This window comes from Pseudomonas sp. MAG733B (assembly GCF_036884845.1).
Lineage (GTDB): Bacteria > Pseudomonadota > Gammaproteobacteria > Pseudomonadales > Pseudomonadaceae > Aquipseudomonas.
In genome coordinates this window covers 5,308,282-5,325,172 of record NZ_CP145732.1, presented here as the reverse complement: position 1 = coordinate 5,325,172, position 16,891 = coordinate 5,308,282, and the positions used below count along the sequence as shown (strand labels likewise).

Annotated in this window: 19 protein-coding genes; 8 read left to right on the top strand and 11 right to left on the bottom strand. The window is 61.8% G+C overall.

The window, feature by feature from the left end; all coding sequences use genetic code 11:
• The first annotated feature begins 13 nt into the window (after window positions 1-13).
• The 5 genes from V6Z53_RS24265 to V6Z53_RS24245 all read left to right on the top strand — a co-directional run bounded on the left by V6Z53_RS24265 (window position 14) and on the right by V6Z53_RS24245 (window position 4,429).
• Window positions 14-694, top strand: a complete 681-nt coding sequence (locus tag V6Z53_RS24265) for a response regulator (RefSeq protein ID WP_095196723.1) — start codon at window positions 14-16, stop codon at window positions 692-694.
• Complete coding sequence (locus V6Z53_RS24260) at window positions 691-2,016, top strand: ATP-binding protein (RefSeq protein ID WP_338582168.1); 1,326 nt, start codon at window positions 691-693, stop codon at window positions 2,014-2,016. Before V6Z53_RS24265 ends, V6Z53_RS24260 begins: the two co-directional genes overlap by 4 nt.
• 160 nt (window positions 2,017-2,176) lie before the next feature.
• Complete coding sequence (locus V6Z53_RS24255) at window positions 2,177-2,659, top strand: GNAT family N-acetyltransferase (protein WP_338582167.1); 483 nt, start codon at window positions 2,177-2,179, stop codon at window positions 2,657-2,659.
• Between the two features lie 57 nt (window positions 2,660-2,716).
• Entirely contained in the window at window positions 2,717-4,123 is a 1,407-nt protein-coding gene (locus V6Z53_RS24250) for an aspartate aminotransferase family protein (RefSeq protein ID WP_338582166.1), read from the top strand.
• 81 nt (window positions 4,124-4,204) lie between these two features.
• Window positions 4,205-4,429 carry an MbtH family protein gene (locus V6Z53_RS24245; protein WP_150703736.1) on the top strand — a complete coding sequence of 75 codons (225 nt, stop codon included), beginning with the start codon at window positions 4,205-4,207 and terminating at the stop codon, window positions 4,427-4,429.
• Window positions 4,430-4,642: 213 nt separating this feature from the next.
• On the opposite strand, the gene V6Z53_RS24240 is transcribed toward V6Z53_RS24245, so the two are convergent.
• From V6Z53_RS24240 to V6Z53_RS24195, 10 genes are all read right to left on the bottom strand, one after another.
• Window positions 4,643-5,542 (bottom strand): zinc ABC transporter substrate-binding protein, encoded by a 900-nt coding sequence (locus tag V6Z53_RS24240; RefSeq protein ID WP_338582165.1) that lies wholly within the window; start codon window positions 5,540-5,542, stop codon window positions 4,643-4,645.
• A complete protein-coding gene (locus V6Z53_RS24235; RefSeq protein ID WP_338582164.1) occupies window positions 5,543-6,442 on the bottom strand; it encodes a metal ABC transporter permease in 900 nt (299 codons plus the stop codon). It abuts the gene before it with no gap.
• Entirely contained in the window at window positions 6,442-7,287 is an 846-nt protein-coding gene (locus tag V6Z53_RS24230; RefSeq protein ID WP_338582163.1) for a metal ABC transporter ATP-binding protein, read from the bottom strand. Before V6Z53_RS24230 ends, V6Z53_RS24235 begins: the two co-directional genes overlap by 1 nt.
• Complete coding sequence (locus V6Z53_RS24225; protein ID WP_338582162.1) at window positions 7,284-8,210, bottom strand: metal ABC transporter substrate-binding protein; 927 nt, start codon at window positions 8,208-8,210, stop codon at window positions 7,284-7,286. The genes V6Z53_RS24230 and V6Z53_RS24225 overlap by 4 nt, the downstream gene beginning before the upstream one ends.
• A gap of 35 nt (window positions 8,211-8,245) precedes the next feature.
• A complete protein-coding gene (locus tag V6Z53_RS24220; protein ID WP_338582161.1) occupies window positions 8,246-8,818 on the bottom strand; it encodes a DUF6162 family protein in 573 nt (190 codons plus the stop codon).
• On the bottom strand, window positions 8,815-9,144 hold the full coding sequence (locus V6Z53_RS24215) for a hypothetical protein (RefSeq protein ID WP_338582160.1): 330 nt from the start codon (window positions 9,142-9,144) through the stop codon (window positions 8,815-8,817). The genes V6Z53_RS24220 and V6Z53_RS24215 overlap by 4 nt, the downstream gene beginning before the upstream one ends.
• Window positions 9,141-9,683 (bottom strand): thiamine pyrophosphate-binding protein, encoded by a 543-nt coding sequence (locus V6Z53_RS24210; protein WP_338582159.1) that lies wholly within the window; start codon window positions 9,681-9,683, stop codon window positions 9,141-9,143. The genes V6Z53_RS24215 and V6Z53_RS24210 overlap by 4 nt, the downstream gene beginning before the upstream one ends.
• Window positions 9,680-10,879, bottom strand: coding sequence for a PepSY domain-containing protein (locus V6Z53_RS24205; RefSeq protein ID WP_338582158.1), 1,200 nt, complete (start codon window positions 10,877-10,879; stop codon window positions 9,680-9,682). Before V6Z53_RS24205 ends, V6Z53_RS24210 begins: the two co-directional genes overlap by 4 nt.
• A 204-nt stretch (window positions 10,880-11,083) precedes the next feature.
• Window positions 11,084-11,959, bottom strand: coding sequence for an alpha/beta fold hydrolase (locus V6Z53_RS24200; RefSeq protein WP_338582157.1), 876 nt, complete (start codon window positions 11,957-11,959; stop codon window positions 11,084-11,086).
• A gap of 159 nt (window positions 11,960-12,118) precedes the next feature.
• A complete protein-coding gene (locus V6Z53_RS24195; protein ID WP_338582156.1) occupies window positions 12,119-12,577 on the bottom strand; it encodes a VOC family protein in 459 nt (152 codons plus the stop codon).
• Between the two features lie 298 nt (window positions 12,578-12,875).
• On the opposite strand from V6Z53_RS24195, the gene V6Z53_RS24190 reads away from it, so the two are divergent.
• The 3 genes from V6Z53_RS24190 to V6Z53_RS24180 all read left to right on the top strand — a co-directional run bounded on the left by V6Z53_RS24190 (window position 12,876) and on the right by V6Z53_RS24180 (window position 15,615).
• Complete coding sequence (locus tag V6Z53_RS24190; RefSeq protein ID WP_338582155.1) at window positions 12,876-14,099, top strand: SfnB family sulfur acquisition oxidoreductase; 1,224 nt, start codon at window positions 12,876-12,878, stop codon at window positions 14,097-14,099.
• A 2-nt stretch (window positions 14,100-14,101) separates the two neighbouring features.
• Window positions 14,102-14,767: a methionine ABC transporter permease gene (locus tag V6Z53_RS24185; protein WP_338582154.1), complete on the top strand. Its 666-nt coding sequence runs from the start codon at window positions 14,102-14,104 to the stop codon at window positions 14,765-14,767.
• A 77-nt stretch (window positions 14,768-14,844) separates the two neighbouring features.
• Window positions 14,845-15,615: a MetQ/NlpA family ABC transporter substrate-binding protein gene (locus tag V6Z53_RS24180; protein WP_338582153.1), complete on the top strand. Its 771-nt coding sequence runs from the start codon at window positions 14,845-14,847 to the stop codon at window positions 15,613-15,615.
• A 150-nt stretch (window positions 15,616-15,765) separates the two neighbouring features.
• Here the strand turns inward: V6Z53_RS24180 and V6Z53_RS24175 are convergent, their stop codons facing one another.
• Window positions 15,766-16,869 carry a sigma-54 dependent transcriptional regulator gene (locus tag V6Z53_RS24175; RefSeq protein WP_338582152.1) on the bottom strand — a complete coding sequence of 368 codons (1,104 nt, stop codon included), beginning with the start codon at window positions 16,867-16,869 and terminating at the stop codon, window positions 15,766-15,768.
• Window positions 16,870-16,891: the final 22 nt, after the last annotated feature.

Genomic DNA, 16,891 nt, shown 5'->3' with positions numbered 1-16,891 from the left:
CACGAGGCTCTCCATGCACGTACTGGTTTGTGAAGACGATGAGTTGATCGCCAGCGGCATCGTCGCCGGCCTGACCGCCCAAGGTCTGACCGTGGAACATGTGGCCACGGCGTCTGCTGCGCGGGCGATGCTCAAGGTGGCGGAGTTCGACGTGATGGTGCTCGACCTCGGCTTGCCCGACGAAGATGGCCTCAAGTTGTTGCAGCAGTTGCGCCATAACGGACTGGAACTGCCGGTGCTGATCCTCACGGCCCGGGACTCGGTGACCGACCGCGTCGACGGTTTGCAGGCCGGTGCCGACGACTATCTGCTCAAGCCTTTCGACCTGCGTGAACTTGCCGCGCGCCTGCACACCCTGCTGCGACGGGTGGCGGGGCGCAGCGTCAACCTGATCGAACATGGCGCTTTGACTTACGACCCGAGCAGCCGCGAAACCACGCTCGCCGGTCAGCCGGTCGACCTCTCGCGCCGCGAGCAATCGCTGCTACAGGCGCTGCTGCACAACCGAGGCCGGGTGCTGTCCACTGAGCAGCTCAAGGACAGCGTCTACGGTTTCAACGACGAATTGGAGAGCAACGCCCTCAACGTCCACATCCATCACCTGCGGCGCAAACTCGGCAACGGCATTGTCGAGACCGTGCGCGGCCTGGGCTATCGCCTGGGACCGGCTGATGGCGGAGAACAATCGAAGTGATGAGTTTGCGTTTGCGCCTGAGCCTGACGCTCGGCGCCGCGTTTGCGCTGATCTGGGCGCTGGCTGCGGCCTGGATGCTCAGCGACCTGCGCAACCAAATGATGTTTTCCCTCGACCAGCGCCTGGTGGCGTCGGCGCGGATGGTCGCCGGGTTGATGGAGCAACTGCCGCCGTTGCCGAACAAGGGCGAGGGCACGCATTTCAGCGCCGAACAGTTGAACATTCCCGGGGGCATGGCGTGTCAGGTCAGCTCGTTGCGCGGGGAAATTCTCGCCCGTAGCCACAGCGATCCGGGGCAAACCCTGGAAGCCGAGAAAATGGGTTTCCACGATCAGATGATCGACGGCGCGCCGTGGCGCAGTTTCACCTTGGCCCGGGGCGATTTGCGCATCACCACGGCGGATCGGCAAATCGAGCGTGAGGCGTTGAACATGTCGATCCTGCTGGCCGCTTCGGTGCCGGTAGGTGTGGCGTTGCTCGGTTGTCTGTGCCTGCTGTGGCTGGGGATTGGCCAGGGGCTGGCGCCGCTCAATCGCATGCGCGATGCCTTGATGCGTCGCAGTCCCGACTCGCTGGAGCCCTTGCAGGTTCAGCCGTTGCCCAGCGAATTGCAACCGTTGCTTGAAACGCAAAACCAGTTGTTCCAGCGCATCGGCAAGACCATCGAGCGCGAACGTCGGCTGACCGGTGACGCCGCCCACGAATTGCGCAGTCCGCTGACCGCGATCAAGACCCACCTGCAAGTGGCGCGCATGACCGATGGCGCGGCCCGGGATCAATCCCTGGCCCGGGCCGAAGAGGGTGCCGATCGCTTGCACCGGACCCTTGAGCAATTGCTGTTGCTGGCGCGGGTCGAGGGCAGTCTGTCGTTCGACGATGGCGTGCAATGCAGCGCCGAGCAAGTGGCGAAACTGGCGATTCAGGATACGGCCGGCGGTGATCGCCAGCGCATCAAGTTTCAACCGCCGACTCAGGTGTCTCAGGCACCGGTCAAAATGCCTGCCGTGCTGTCGATTGCCGCGCTGCGCAACTTGCTGGATAACGCCTTGCGCCATACACCCGGCGAGGGTCCGGTGGAGCTGAGCCTGCAAACTACCGGCAACCGCGTGCAGTTCGTGGTGCGCGATCACGGGCCGGGCATTGCCGAAGATGACCTGCAACATTTGACCCAACGCTTCTGGCGCAACGGCCAGAGCACCGGTTGCGGCCTCGGGTTGGCGATTGTGCAGGCCATCGTCCAGCGCTGTGGTTGCACGCTGCATTTCGACAGCCGGCCGGACGGGTTGCGGGTTGAACTGACCATGCCGTTGCAACCGATCTGACAAACACCACAAACCCTGTAGGAGCAGCCGAAGGCTCGGGCCGCGTTCGGCAGCTCCTACATAAAGCCACGTCGCACATCATCTGTAACTTCTCTCCATTGGCCGCCCGGACCGCCCACGACTATCGTTCCTCACACTCATGGATTGAGGTGACCGCGTCATGGAAGCATCCGTACACACCTGCAAGGCAACCCCGGCCGACGCCGGTATCATCAGCCGCATCATCGAGCGCTCCATTCGCGTCGGCTGTGCGCTCGACCACCGCAACGATCCGCAAACCGTTGCCGCCTGGACCCACAACAACACCGTCGAACACATTCTGCCCTGGCTCAACGACCAACGGTTGTACCTCAACATCGCCCTGTTGCAGGACAAACCGGTGGGTGTCGCCATGGCTTCGGTCAGCGGCAAAGTGGCGTTCTGTTACGTGCAGCCGGAATGGTTTCGCCGGGGTGCCGGGCAAGCGCTGGTGCATGATCTTGAGGGCTGGCTGATCAACCAGGGTTTGCGCCAGTCCCGACTCAACAGCACCCGCACCGGTGAAGCCTTTTATCGGCGACTGGGTTATCGGGTGTGCGCAGAAACATTCGCGGTGGCGGGACTTCATGCCATCCCCATGCACAAAGCCTTGCCTGAGGTCTAAATCGCCGAGCCCCTGATGCGTTTCCAGAACAGGAAAACCTTATTGAGGGGTCGAGAGATGTCAGTCGCTACCAGCCTTATCGAAGATCAGCCGGCCCGGGTCGCCCCGACCGAGACGCTGTATCAGTTCAATGAATCGCCGTTGCTGGCCCGTCAGAGCCGGCAGGAATCCAATGCTCGCAGCTATCCGCGACGCATTCCCCTGGCGCTCAAGCGTGCCAAGGGCATTCATGTCGAAGACGTTGAAGGTCGCACGTTCATCGACTGCCTGGCCGGCGCCGGCACCCTGGCCCTGGGGCACAACCATCCGGTGGTGATCGAAGCCATTCAGCAAGTGCTGGCTGACGAATTGCCGCTGCACACCCTGGACCTGACGACGCCAGTCAAGGATCAGTTCGTTCAGGATCTGTTCGGCCTGTTGCCGCCAGCACTGGCCGCAGAAGCCAAGATCCAGTTCTGCGGCCCGACCGGCACCGATGCCGTCGAAGCCGCGCTGAAACTGGTGCGCACCGCCACCGGCCGCAGCACCGTGGTGTCGTTCCAGGGCGGTTATCACGGCATGAGCCAGGGCGCGCTCAGCCTGATGGGCAGCCTGGGGCCGAAAAAACCCTTGGGCGCTTTGCTCAGCAGCGGCGTGCAGTTCATGCCGTATCCCTACGATTATCGTTGCCCGTTCGGATTGGGCGGCGCGCAAGGGGTCAAGGCCAACCTGAATTATCTGGAAAACCTGCTCAACGATCCCGAAGCCGGTGTGCAACTGCCGGCAGCGGTGATCGTGGAAGTGGTGCAGGGCGAGGGCGGGGTGATCCCGGCGGACCTGGACTGGTTGCGCGGTTTGCGCCGGATCACCGAAAAGGCCGGCGTGGCGCTGATCGTTGACGAGATCCAGAGCGGTTTCGCCCGCACCGGCAAGATGTTTGCCTTCGAGCATGCCGGGATCATTCCGGACGTGGTGGTGATGTCCAAGGCTATCGGCGGCAGCCTGCCGCTGGCGGTGGTGGTCTATCGCGACTGGCTCGACACCTGGCTGCCGGGCGCCCATGCCGGGACCTTCCGCGGCAATCAGATGGCCATGGCTGCCGGTTCGGCGGTGATGCGTTATCTGGTCGAGCACAAGGTCTGCGAACACGCCGCCGCCATGGGCGAGCGCTTGAGCGAACACCTGCGCATCCTGCAGCGGGATTTCCCGCAACTGGGCGACATTCGCGGTCGCGGTCTGATGCTCGGTGTCGAACTGGTCGACCCGACTGGCGCACTGGACGCTCAGGGGCATCCGCCAGCGTTTGCGCGTCTGGCGCCGCTGGTGCAGCGCGAATGCCTCAAGCGTGGCTTGATCCTGGAACTCGGTGGCCGTCACGGCGCGGTGGTGCGTTTCCTGCCGCCGCTGGTGATTACCGCCGCAGAAATCGACCACGTCGCCGAGATTTTCGGCCGGGCGTTGGCCGCCGCGACCACCGGCCTGTAAATTTTCCAGGCCCTGGAACGTTCCTTCTACATAGCGGCTGCACGTTGCGTGCAGCCCACCCTACAGTGATGGAGAGACAGCATGACGTCAGTATTCGACCGCGAGGACATCCTCTTTCAGGTCGTGGTCAACCACGAAGAGCAATACTCGATCTGGCCCGACTACAAGGCCGTGCCGGAAGGCTGGCGCACCGTGGGCAAGAGCGGACTGAAGAAGGAATGCCTGGCGTATATCGAGGAAACCTGGACTGACATGCGTCCGCTGAGCTTGCGCCAGAAGATGGATGAGCAGGCTGTTGCTCACTAAACATCTGCGCTAAAAAAGCCCGCTGGACTGGTGACGGTCAGCGGGCTTTTTGTAGCGGGTAATCCCTGTAGGAGCTGTCGAGTGCAACGAGGCTGCGATCTTTTGATTTTTTTTCAAAGCAAGATCAAAAGATCGTCCGAACGCGGCCCGAGCCTTCGGCAGCTCCTACATCGTCATCGCCAGCAGGCTGGCTCCCACAGGGGGCTGCGGTGATCAGCCACTCAACCCCTTGATCACCAAATCCACATCCCCCTCCAACTCGGCCACCGGATCAGCCGCGTCGACACTTAACACCACCAACCGACTCCCGGCCTCAGCGATCACCGCTTTTACCGCATCTGAAGGCTGGCGATGGTGCAGCACCACGGCCACGTCATTGTCTTTGAGCGTCGCAGCCAATGCCTTCAGCGCTTCAGGCGTCCACTCGGCATCCGGTCTTGCGTCCAGGCCAACCAGCTCAAGATTGAGACCGCCAATCAGATAGCCGAAGTGATCGCTTAGGCTCATCACGCTAAGGTTGTCGGCAGCAGCCAGACGCGCCTCGCTGTCAGCACTGAGCTTGAGCAAACGCTGTTTCAACGTCGCCAGATTGGCCTCGATCGCAGGCTTGGCCGTGGGCGCCAGGCGCACCAGGTCCGCCGCCATCACGTCCGCCATTCGCCCCATGTTGTTGCTGGCGAGCCACGGTTGACTGTTCAAGCCGTCGACCTTGTTGTCAGGCTGCACGGCGATGCCGGGCAGGGCACCGTCCACCGGGCGGGCTGCGTCGACTTCGATGATGCGGATGTTGCTGCGCCGCGAGATCGGGTACAGCGGATCATCCGGCCACAGCGAACGCAAGCCGATCACCGCGTCGGCGTCGGTCGCCAGTTTGGCCAGCGCCGGGGCGCCTCGGCCGGTGAAGTAGGCGGTCTGACGGCTGCCGGGCAGGTTGTCCGGCGCGGCGCGTTCCAGTTTGACGTCGGTGCCTTTGAGCAGGACTTCGCCCAAGCCGTAGGTGATCGGCAACGAGGCCAGCACACGCAGCGGCTTGCTGTTGTCAGCGGCGAAGGACGTTGTGGCCAGCCCGCACAGGGCGACCGCCAGGGTCAATTGGCGTAGAGAAAAAGTCATTTATCCAAGGTTCCCTTTCAGGCTGGGGACGACGCCGCGCGCGATGGCGGACAGGGCGAAGGCGATACCGGCCACCAGAATGATCGCGGCACCGGACGGAATCGGCAGGTCGAAGACGATCGGCGCGAGAATGCCGCACAGCGTGCTGATCGTGGCGATCGCTACCGAGCACCAGAAAAAGCCTTTCAACGATTGGCTGAGCAAACGCGCCGCTGCGGCCGGAATCACCAGCAGCGCACCGACCAGGATCGCGCCGATCACTTTCACCGCGGCAACGGTGATCAGCGTCACCAGAATCACGAACAGATAATCCAGCGACTTCACCGCCACGCCGCGCACCGCCGCCAGTTGCGGGTTGAAACTGGCGAGCATGATGCGGTTGTACAGCGGCAAGGCCAGGGCCATCACCAGCGAGCCGACGATGGCCAGCACCAGCAGGTCATTGCCGTTGACCGTCAGCACCGAACCGAACAGCACGTTTTCCAGAATGTGCACGTTGATCTTGCCCGCCAGAATCAGCAGCAGACTCGCACCCAGTGCCAGGGACACCGAGAGGAACACGCCGATCAAAGTGTCCGGCGCCAGGCCGGTGCGGTTGCGCAGGTAGTTGAGCAGGATGCCGAACAACAGGCAGTAACCGAACAGGCTGCCATAAGGGCCGGTGTAGGGTTCACCGAGCAGGATGCCGATGGCGACGCCGGTCAGCGCTGCGTGACCCACCGCTTCGGAGAAAAACGCGAAGCGCTTGACCACCACCAGCGTGCCCAAACCGCCCAGCACCGGACCGATCAACAACCCTGCGAGCAGCGCGTTGACCACAAATCCATACGCCAGCGCTTCAGGCAGATAACCCGCAGAGGCCCAGCCTTGGACCATCAAACGAAAGGCTTCGTAACTCATCAGGCAGCGCTCCGTGGATGGGTCGAAAACAGGGTCAGCAGGCGATCCGGGGTCAATGCCAGTTTCGGCGTGGCGTCGAACAGCACCCGGCGATTGAGGCCGGTAACGTGATCGGCCAGACGCCCGACGGCTTCCAGATCGTGCTCGATCCACAGCACGGTTATGCCTGCTGCGCGCCAGTCGCCGAGCAAACGCTCGAACACCCGAATCCCGGCTTCATCGAGGGCCGACATCGGCTCGTCCAGCACCAGCAATTGCGGTGCTGGAATCAACCCTTGCGCCAACAACACCCGCTGACGCTCGCCGCCGGACAGCGCACCCATGCGCCGCTTGCGCTTGTCTTGCATGCCGACCCGTTCCAGCGCGTCGCCGATTGCCGCCGCGTAGTGCTTGCTCAAACCGAGGAATGCCGGGCGTCGCTGGCACATGGCGGCCATGAAATCGTCGACGGTCATCGGCAAGCCGCGATCGAACTCCAGGGCTTGCGGCACGTAGCCGATCGTCCCCGGTTCGCCCGGCCATTGCAGGCTCAGGCGGCCCTGATGCGGCATCTGACCGAGCAAGGTCTTGATCAGCGAACTCTTGCCACCACCGTTGGGGCCGACCAGTGCGTGCACGCTGCCGGGTTGAACCTCAAAGGTGACCTTGTCGAGGATCGTCGTGCGCCCAAGGGTCAGGCTGACCTCCGCAAAATCCAGCGTCGGCCCCGAAACCTGTAGGAGCGAGCCTGCTCGCGATTGCGGTGTGTCAGTTGACGATGCTGCTGACTGACCGGACGCCTTCGCGAGCAAGCTCGCTCCCACAGGGGATTCTGCATCGGCCAGGATGGTTTCTTTCGAGGTCATTTGCCCGACTCCTGAATCGCCCGGACCACCGTGTTGAGGTTGCCGGTCATTTCCTTTTCGTACTTGTCGGCGGTGTATTCGCCGTAGGAAATGTGCGACAGCGGATACAGCTTCACCCCGGATTCACGCTGGATGGTGTCGACGTAGGTGGACGGGAAATCCATCTCCGAGAAGATCACCTTCACGTCCAGTTCTCGCAGTTGGTCGATGGTTTTTTTCAACTGGCTCGGGCTCGGCTCGATGCCGTGGGCCGGTTCGACCACGGCTGTCACTTCCAGGCCGAATTCGCGCAGCAAGTAGTCGTAGGCGGCGTGCACCGTGGCCACCCGCAGCTCGGCGTTCGGTGCCTCGGTCAGTTTGGCCAGGGCGTCGGCGCGCATCTTGCGCAGGCGTTTGCCGTAGGCGCGGGCGTTCTCGGTGTAAGTCTTAGCGTTGGCCGGGTCGAGTTTGCCCAGCTCACGGGCAATGTTGTTGACCTGGGCAATCGAGGCGCTGATCGACAGGAAGGTGTGCGGGTTCACCACCTTGCCGGCGCCGCGTGCAGCAACGCCGGTGGCGGCCAGCAGCGGCACGTTTTCGTTGGCTTCGATGACCGGCACGTTCGGGGTTTCGCTGGCGGCGATCATGCGGTCGGCAAAGTCGTCATGCCCGACGCCATTGAGCACGATCACGTCCAGGCCGCTGATGCGCTTGATGTCCTCGGCCCGAGGTTCGTAGGCATGTGGGTTGAAACCGGCCGGAATCAGCGGCACCACTTCGGCCTTGTCGCCGACGATGTTGGCTACGTAGCTGTAATAAGGGTGCAGGGTGATGCCGATGCGCAGGCGCTTGGCCTCGTCGGCGCTGGCCAGGGGTGTCAGCAGGCAGGCCAGCAGGCCGACCAGTGTCAGGCGCAGAACAGAGCGTAGAGATGAAATAGGCATGGGAAAGCGGTCTTCTCTCGGGTGAAGGCGAGGGTTCAGTGTCGGTGCTGGCGGGTCACGCCGGCATCGAATTGCGCGACGATCTGCTGCCAGCCAGCACTTTCGAGCGCGGCATCGCTGAGGTCGGCCGGGGCCTTAAGGTCAGTGGCGCGGTTGAGCCAGATGTCCGGGGCGTCATCTTCTGCGGTCAAACGCATCAGGAACGAGCCGGCCACGCTGGTGGTGTGGCTCTGGCCGAAGTAAGCCTTGGTGTCGAGCAACTGCCAGGCATGAGCGCCACGGCTGACGGAACTGGCGTCCTGGGCAAACGGCGCAAAGCCTTCATCGGCGAGGGTTGCTGGTGTCGGCAGGGTTTGCTGTTCCTGGCGCAGCAGGTGAATCTCGTCCAGCGTCACGCGCAAATCGGCGTAGATGCCTTGCTCGGAAGCGCTGAGGTCGCGACGAGCATCCAGTTGATGGCTGTTGACGCTGCTCACTTCCTGAGACTCGCCGCGCCAGGCGACCACCGAACCGGCCACCGCCAGGATCATCAGGCACAACAGGAATACGTAAAGGGTTTCATGGCCGGCACCGGCCGGGCGGACGACTTGCGTGGTTGGCGTACTCATGGGGCTTCAATGTCCGCTTGGTCGATTTCGACCACGTGGCCGGGGCCTGCGTCGAACAGCACATAAAACTCGGCGCCGGGCTTCTTGAAAGTCAGGGTCGAGTCGGCGCCGAGCTTGCCCGGCACCAGGATGGTTTCGTCGTAGCCGATCACATCCAGGGTCACGCCCGGTGCGCCGCTGCCGTCGGAGAAACCGCCGGTGCACTTTATCTGCTCGGAGTCGATGGCCTTGCATTCGCACATCGGGTTGTGGGCCAGGGCGCTGGTGCTGAAAGCGGCGCAGAGCACCAGCACCGCGGCGCTGAGAGGGCGGATAACGTTGATCATGGTTTGCCTCCTTGAGTGGTCAACCAGGCGAGAGTGGCGGGGGAGGCCTGGCTCAGAGGAACGGATGCCTGATGCATGGAACCGTCCCAGCCTTCCATGGTTATCCACAGTTCGGCGTCGGCTTTGGTTTTTTCCGGGATCGGCAACATGGCGCCCATGCGGTACGGCGTGCCGAAGAAAATCACCCCGGCGGCGCGCAGGCTGCGCGGCTTGCCGATGCGCAGGTAAGTCGCCTTGACCTGCTCGCGGCAGCTGTTGCACAGCGCGGCGTTGAAGCTTTTCATGTAGCCGGCGGGGCCATCGAGGCGCGGTGCTTCATTGCGCAACTCGGCCAGGCGCACGCTCCACGGGCCGACCTGCACTTCGCCGATTTCCCGCTCGCCCAACCCGGTATCGCCACGGAACAGCGCGGCATCGGCGAAGTACTTGGGCATGAAGCCCAGCGGCACCAGCAACAGCAGAACGTTGATGTGGAAACGCCATTTGTGCCAGAAACGGCTCAGTTTTGACCCCGGTTTCTCCGCAGCGAACAGGCTCATTGGCTGACCTCCGTGGTTTCATGGCTGGTCGCCGGGACATTCTCGTTACGAGGGCGTTTGTTGCTGCGCTTGAGGGCGTTGGCCGTCGCCAGGGCAGTGCGCTTGGTCCAGATCAACAGACCGCTGAGCACCATCATGCTCAGCAGCAGGCCGAAGAAGAACCAGATCAGCTTGATCCAGATACCGCCGAAATCACCGGTGTGCAGCGGACGCATGGACTCGGTTACGAACTCCAGGCCCGAGCGGTCCGATAGCAAGCGCGTGGCGGCAACGTCACCGGTGTACGGGTTGATGTCCGCGGTCTGGAACATCAGCGGATACCAACTGCGCCCACCCACCGACAGGTAGCTGTAGGCGTTGGCCGGCATGCTGACAAAACTCTCGTCGAGGCCGGGAATGCGTTCCTTGGCTTCGCGGATCGCAGCTTCCAGGCTGATCATCGGCGCCGCTGAACCATCGACGGTGAGCGGCACGCTTTCACGCGGGACTACGGCAGCTACCGGCGCGGTGGAGATGGTGATCTGATTGTCGAACATGAAGGCCTGAATCAGGAACCAGGTGCTGGTGATGGAAATCACCGCGATGAACCAGATCGACCAGATGCCGCTGAGACGGTGGAAATCACCCCAGAAAATCCGTGCGCCATGGCGAATGCGCAGGGTCGGGCGCAGGAAACCTTTCCAGAAACGCTTGTACACCACCAGCCCGGTCACCAGCGAGGCCAGCAGCGGCAGGCTGAGGAACGACACCAGATACCAGCCCCAGCTGTAGCCGTTGGTGAACGGCACCAGCCACCAGCCATGCAGCGCGCGGGTGAATGCCTGGAAGTTGAATTGCGGAGCGGGGCCTTGAATGGCGCCGGTATACGGGTTGACGTAGACCGTCAGCGCACGCCCGTCGGGGTAGGTGACGCTGACATCCAGCGCAAAGTGCGATTCGTCGGGACGGCTGATGCTGTCGACAATGATGTCGGGCTCGGCCTTCTTGATGGCGGAGAGGATCTGGTCGTAATTGAGCCGCGGCGCATCGTCCGACGGCTGGCTGGCGCGCATTTGCGGGTTGGCCAGCCAGACGATTTCCTGGCTGACTACTGCCAATGTGCCGGTCACGCAGACGATCAGGACGAAAAACCAGATGGGCAGCGCCAGCCAGCTATGAACCAGGAACCAGAGTTTAGAGCGGGATTTCTTCGACATGGTCAGGGCGTCTTATATCGATGAAAAGGCCTCTACTACGGGCTTCGCAGCGATGAGGTCGATAAAAGTCCAGTCGTGGCTTTTGCCTACGCGAAAGGACTGCATCTATATAGGACGGATGAGCATCCGAAATCCCGAAGGGCGATATGAAAGAAAATGTTTCGTGTTCCGCGCAGGCCGATGCCGGACTGCGCGGCGCCGTGATCAGCGCAGGAAACCCAGCGCTTCGGCAAGCAGCAGTTCAGGGGCTTCTTCGGCGATGTAATGCCCGGCGGGCAACGCTTTGCCACGGACATCGGTGGCGACTTGCTGCCATTCCTTGAGCGGCTCGAAACAGCGCCCGACCGTGCCTTCGGCGCCCCATAAAACCAGCAACGGCAGGTTCAGATGATGACCGGCATCGATGTCGGCGCGGTCATGTTGCAGATCGATGCTGGCGCTGGCCCGGTAATCCTCACAGATGCCACGGGCGGCGCCCGGCAGTTTCAGGCATCGCAGGTATTCGCCAAAGGCTTGCTCGGTGAACGGTTTGAGTCCGGCACTGCGACTGCCCATCACACTGCGCAGATAAGCCTCGGGATCGGCGTCGATCAGGGTTTCCGGCAACGGTGCGGGGCGGATCAGGAAGAACCAGTGCCAGTACGCACGGGCAAAGGCTTCGTTGGTTTGCGAATACATCGCCAGGGTTGGCGCGATATCGAGCAACACCATGCGTTGCACGGCATCGGCATGGTCCAGCGCCAGGCGATGGGCGACGCGGGCGCCACGGTCGTGGGCCAGCACCGAGAAACGGTCGAACCCCAGGGCCTTCATCAACTCGACGTTGTCCTTGGCCATTTCCCGTTTGGAGTAATGCGCGTGGAGATCATCGGCGGGCGGTTTGCCGCTGTCGCCGTAACCGCGCAGGTCGGCGGCAACCACGGTGAAATGCTCGGCCAGTTGTTCGGCGACCTTGTGCCAGATGATGTGGGTCTGCGGGTGACCGTGCAGCAACAACAGGCCCGGCCCGCTGCCGCCGATGCGGTAGGCGATATCCACACCGTTGACGCGGCGCTGGTCTTTCAGGAATCCGGCAAACATGAGTGCCTCCTTGTTCTGATTAGCTGCATCCTGAAAGTGTTGCGGCGTGAGGGCAAGGCGTGAAGTGTGGTGTGATTGTTCATGAAGTGTGTTTGATAGACCGCCATCAACTGTAGGAGCGAGCCTGCTCGCGATGGCGGTTTATCAAACCTGAAGATCTCAACCCTGCTGAAACATCTCCTTGGCCCGCTGCTCAATCTGCTCCTGAGTCAGATCCTCTTTCCGCGTGGCCAAAAACCACAGATGTCCATACGGATCCTTCAAAGTCCCGGAACGGTCGCCATAAAACTGATCCTTGACCTCCGACACCACGGTGCCACCTGCCGCAATCGCCTGTTTGTAAGACTTGTCCACATCGGTCACATACAAATGCAGACCGACCGAAGGCGAGTTGTCCGGATTGCTTAACGGCCCTTGATCGCACGGTGTGCCGAGCATGATCGGGCAGTCGCCGATGCGCAGTTCGGCGTGACCGATACCACCGTCGGGCATGGACAGGCGCATGACTTCGATGGCGCCGAAGGCTTTTTTGTAGAACTCGATGGCTTCGCCGGCTTTTGCGATGCCCAGGTACGGGGTGATGCTGTGATAACCCTCTGGAATGGGTTTAACGCTCATGATGGTTTCTCCCTGTTCTTGTTGTGAATTCACTGCTTTCAAGCAGGACCAACCAGTGTAGGAGCTGCCGAAGGCTATGATCTTTAGATTTGATCTTCAGCATGTTTCAAGTTCACAAATAACAACACGGCTGCCGACAGGCGTGCGCTGTTCAGCCATCAACAGTGAAGCAACAGATTGTCTGGCCTGAGCATCATCAAACCCTCGAAACACCGCCGAAACCCCCGTAAACACTAGCCCGCGCAGTCAGGCACAGAAGCTGCAATCACTCAGGTATTACCGATACCGAGAGTCTTGTATGCCTGCCTTGCCCGAATCAGCCGTTTATCCGATCAACCGTCCGTCAGCCCACCGGATCGCTGACGGAGCCGAAGCTCTGCAAGTGGCCGAGCGTGTCGCCGGGATCCTGCTGGAGCAGGACGCCGAGCGCGACCGTTCACGCCAGGTGCCCGCCGAGATCGTCGATCTGTTTTCCAACAGCGGCCTGTGGGGCATCACCGTGCCCAAAGCGTTCGGTGGCGCGCAGGTCTCCTCTGCGGTGCTGGCGCAGGTCATCGCGATCATCTCGGCGGCTGATCCATCCCTGGGACAGATTCCGCAAAACCATTACTGCCTGCTGGAAGACATTCGCCTGCAAGGCACGCCGGAGCAGCAGGCGCATTTCTTTGAGCTGGCCTTGCAAGGTCACCGCTTCGCCAACGCCTTGTCGGAGACCGGTGGCAAGAACGTGCAGGACATTCAGACCACCATCCGCCGTTACGGCGACGGTCATGTGATCAACGGCCGCAAAGGCTACTGCACCGGTTCGCTGTATGCGCACTGGCTGGCGGTGCTGGCGCTGGACGAAGAGCAGAAGGGCCAGTTGGCCTTCGTCGAGCGCGGCACGCAAGGGCTGGTGATCGTCGATGACTGGGACAGCATCGGCCAGCGCACCACGTCCAGCGGCACCGTTTTGGCCGAGGATCTGCACGTCGCGGCGTTCAATCTGTTCCCGACCTGGCGCTCCTATGAAAGCCCGACCCTGGCCGGACCGTTCGCCCAATTGACCACCGCCGCCATTGACGCCGGCATTGCCCGCGCGGCCCTGCGCGACACCATCGCTTTCGTTCAGCAATTCGCCCGGCCGTGGATCGATGCGGGTGTGGAAAAAGCCAGCGAAGATCCGCTGACCATCATTCAGGTCGGCGGCCTGGAGATTCGACTGGAAGCCGCCGAAGCCTTGTTGGAGCGGGCCGGTCATGCACTGGATGCGGCGCGTCCGGCACCGGATGAAGACAACGTTGCCCGCGCGTCCCTGGCCGTGGCCAAGGCCAAAGTGCTGACCACCGAAATCGCCATCGAAGCGACCAACAAACTGTTCGAACTCGGCGGCACCCGTTCCACGTTGCGCAAGCACAACTTCGACCGCCACTGGCGCAACGCCCGGGTCCACACCCTGCACGACCCGGTGCGCTGGAAATACCACGTGGTCGGCAACTGGCTGCTCAACGGCGTGAAACCGCCGCGTCATGACTGGTCGTGATCATGGCCGAATTGTTCAAGAACATTTATTGGGCCGACATCGGCCAGGCGTGCCTCGACACGCTGAGCATGCTCAGCGCGGCCCTCGGTTTTACCGTGCTGCTGGGATTGCCGCTGGGCGTGTTGCTGTTCCTCACCGGCAAGCGCCAGTTGCATGAAGCCGTCGGGATTTACCGGGTGTTGTCGGTGATCGTCAACATGCTGCGTTCGCTGCCGTTCATCATTTTGCTGATTGTGCTGATTCCCCTGACCACGCTGCTGGTGGGCACCTCGCTGGGTGTGCCGGGCACCATTCCGCCGCTGGTGGTGGGCTGCACGCCGTTCTTCGCGCGGCTGGTGGAAACCGCGCTGCGCGAAGTCGATCGCGGCGTGGTGGAAGCGACCCAGGCGATGGGCGCCAACACTTGGCAAATCATCCGCTACACCTTGCTGCCTGAAGCCCGGGGAGGGTTGCTGGCGGCGGTGACGGTGACCGCGATCGTGCTGGTCGATTACACGGCGATGGCCGGCGTGATTGGCGGCGGCGGGCTGGGTGACCTGGCGATCCGCTTCGGCTATCAGCGCTTCCAGACCGACGTGATGGTGGTCACGGTGGTGCTGTTGTTGATCCTGGTCCAGGCCCTGCAAATGAGCGGCGACCGACTGGTAGCGCGTTACAGCCACCGATAAACATTCAGTTCTAAACCAAAAAAAACCGGCCCCACGTCCGCCCCACGACGGCCACTTGATCTGCCTTGGAGCAACCCATGAAAAAGACCCTGGCCGTTTTGGCTGCACTGATTTCGTTGAGCGTTCACGCCAATGAAAAACTCACGGTCGGCGCCACCCCGGTGCCGCACGCGGAAATCCTTGAATTCGTCAAACCGACGTTGGCCAAGGAAGGCGTGGACCTGGACATCAAGGTGTTCACCGATTTCATCCAGCCCAACCAGCAGTTGGCGTTGAAAAATCTCGACGCCAACTATTACCAGTACCGGCCATTTCTCGATGACTACAACAAGACCCGCCACACCGATCTGGTGCCGGTGGTCGGCGTGCACATCGAACCGTTCGGCGCTTACTCGACCAAAATCAAAAACATCTCCGAGCTGAAGGATGGCGCGACCGTGTCGATCCCCAACGACCCGGTGAACACCGGTCGTGCGTTGGTGCTGCTGCATGAAGCGGGTTTGATCAAACTCAAGGACCCGAGCAACACACTGGCGACCCAACGCGACATCGTCGAAAACCCCAAGCACCTGAAAATCCGTGAGCTGGAAGGGGCGCTGCTGGCGCGTTCGGTCAGTCAGGTGGACCTGGCATTTGTGTTCGCCAACTACGCGCTGGAAGCCGGGATCGACACCAACAGTGCGCTGATCGTCGAGAAGGGCAAGAGCCTGTACATCGAGTTCCTCGTAGCGCGTCCCGATAACATCAACGACCCGGGTTTGCAGAAACTGGCCAAGGCGTTGAACTCCGATGAAGTGCGACAGTTCATCTTGACCCGTTACAAAGGGCAGATTGCGCCGGGGTTCTGATTCTCGGTTGACCTTGAGGACGCCATCGCGGGCAAGCCTTGCTCCTACAGGTTTCGGGTCGTTTGAGAAGAGTGCAAACGACACAGATCCTGTAGGAGCAAGGCTTGCCCGCGATGGCCGCGCCACCTATTTCGAGTCAGGCTCGATGGGTTAAATCGACAGCTGCATCAACCGCTCGCCCTGCACGTTTTCCGTAGGCCGGCGTTTGTTCACTGCCAGCTCGCCGATCTTGATCAGGCGTGTGCGCGTGACGTTGCGGCTCAGCCCCAGCAGCGCGGCGGTGTGCACCTGGTTGTAATGGCTGAAGCGATAGGCGGCGCGCAGCAACGCATCTTCAACTTTCTCGTGCAACGCACCGGCCTGTTGTTCGAAAAGCTTTTGAAAGGCCCGATCCAACAGCGCTTCGGCGGAGTCGTCGACTTGCGCGTGATAGTCGTCCTGACGCTCGATGCGCATGTTCGACAGGCGCAGGTCATCGCGTTCGATCACACCGTTGCGGCAAATCAACAGCGTGTGGTGAATGACGTTTTCCAGCTCGCGGATATTGCCCGGCCAACTGTAGCTGCGCAGTTTGAGCTCGGCTTCTTTACTGATGGTGATGCTGCCGTAGCCGAGGCGCTGGCTGTAGGCGTCGATGAAGTGACGGGTCAGCGGCAGGATGTCGCCCGGCCGGTCACGCAGCGGGCTGAGTTCCAGGCTGACTACGTCGAGCCGGTAATACAGGTCTTCGCGGAAATGCCCGGCGTTGATGGCTTTTTCCAGTTGCACGTTGGTCGCCGCGAGTACCCGCACATCGATGGGAATGCTCTTGCGCGAGCCCAGGCGCACCACTTCGCGTTCCTGCAACACACGCAGCAACTTGACCTGGATCGCCATCGGCAAATCGCCGATTTCATCGAGGAACAAGGTGCCGCCGTCGGCCTCCTCGAACCAGCCGGCCTTGGCGCTCAACGCGCCGGTAAACGCGCCTTTTTCATGGCCGAACAACTCGGCCTCGACCAGGGATTCGGAGAACGCGCCACAGTTCACCGCCACGAACGGCCGGTTGCGGCGGGCGCTGAGGTTGTGGATATGTCGCGCCACCAGCTCTTTGCCGGTGCCGGTTTCACCAATGATCAGCACACTCGCTTCGCTCGGCGCGACCTGTTGCAGATGCGCGAGCAAGGCCTGGGATTTCGGGTCTTCGAATACCTGGGCTGTGGCGCGGATCGACGTGGCCAGAGCGGGCGAGGGCGGTAAGGTCAGCAGTTGCATGGGGCACGCTCCTTGATTGGAA

Bases quoted from the DNA above. Each gene is read 5' to 3' on its own strand.
- V6Z53_RS24265 (WP_095196723.1), top strand. From the start codon at position 14: ATGCACGTACTGGTTTGTGAAGACGATGAGTTGATCGCCAGCGGCATC.
- V6Z53_RS24255 (WP_338582167.1), top strand. From the start codon at position 2,177: ATGGAAGCATCCGTACACACCTGCAAGGCAACCCCGGCCGACGCCGGT.
- V6Z53_RS24250 (WP_338582166.1), top strand. From the start codon at position 2,717: ATGTCAGTCGCTACCAGCCTTATCGAAGATCAGCCGGCCCGGGTCGCC.
- V6Z53_RS24245 (WP_150703736.1), top strand. From the start codon at position 4,205: ATGACGTCAGTATTCGACCGCGAGGACATCCTCTTTCAGGTCGTGGTC.
- V6Z53_RS24240 (WP_338582165.1), bottom strand. From the start codon at position 5,542: ATGACTTTTTCTCTACGCCAATTGACCCTGGCGGTCGCCCTGTGCGGG.
- V6Z53_RS24235 (WP_338582164.1), bottom strand. From the start codon at position 6,442: ATGAGTTACGAAGCCTTTCGTTTGATGGTCCAAGGCTGGGCCTCTGCG.
- V6Z53_RS24230 (WP_338582163.1), bottom strand. From the start codon at position 7,287: ATGACCTCGAAAGAAACCATCCTGGCCGATGCAGAATCCCCTGTGGGA.
- V6Z53_RS24225 (WP_338582162.1), bottom strand. From the start codon at position 8,210: ATGCCTATTTCATCTCTACGCTCTGTTCTGCGCCTGACACTGGTCGGC.
- V6Z53_RS24220 (WP_338582161.1), bottom strand. From the start codon at position 8,818: ATGAGTACGCCAACCACGCAAGTCGTCCGCCCGGCCGGTGCCGGCCAT.
- V6Z53_RS24215 (WP_338582160.1), bottom strand. From the start codon at position 9,144: ATGATCAACGTTATCCGCCCTCTCAGCGCCGCGGTGCTGGTGCTCTGC.
- V6Z53_RS24210 (WP_338582159.1), bottom strand. From the start codon at position 9,683: ATGAGCCTGTTCGCTGCGGAGAAACCGGGGTCAAAACTGAGCCGTTTC.
- V6Z53_RS24205 (WP_338582158.1), bottom strand. From the start codon at position 10,879: ATGTCGAAGAAATCCCGCTCTAAACTCTGGTTCCTGGTTCATAGCTGG.
- V6Z53_RS24200 (WP_338582157.1), bottom strand. From the start codon at position 11,959: ATGTTTGCCGGATTCCTGAAAGACCAGCGCCGCGTCAACGGTGTGGAT.
- V6Z53_RS24195 (WP_338582156.1), bottom strand. From the start codon at position 12,577: ATGAGCGTTAAACCCATTCCAGAGGGTTATCACAGCATCACCCCGTAC.
- V6Z53_RS24190 (WP_338582155.1), top strand. From the start codon at position 12,876: ATGCCTGCCTTGCCCGAATCAGCCGTTTATCCGATCAACCGTCCGTCA.
- V6Z53_RS24185 (WP_338582154.1), top strand. From the start codon at position 14,102: ATGGCCGAATTGTTCAAGAACATTTATTGGGCCGACATCGGCCAGGCG.
- V6Z53_RS24180 (WP_338582153.1), top strand. From the start codon at position 14,845: ATGAAAAAGACCCTGGCCGTTTTGGCTGCACTGATTTCGTTGAGCGTT.
- V6Z53_RS24175 (WP_338582152.1), bottom strand. From the start codon at position 16,869: ATGCAACTGCTGACCTTACCGCCCTCGCCCGCTCTGGCCACGTCGATC.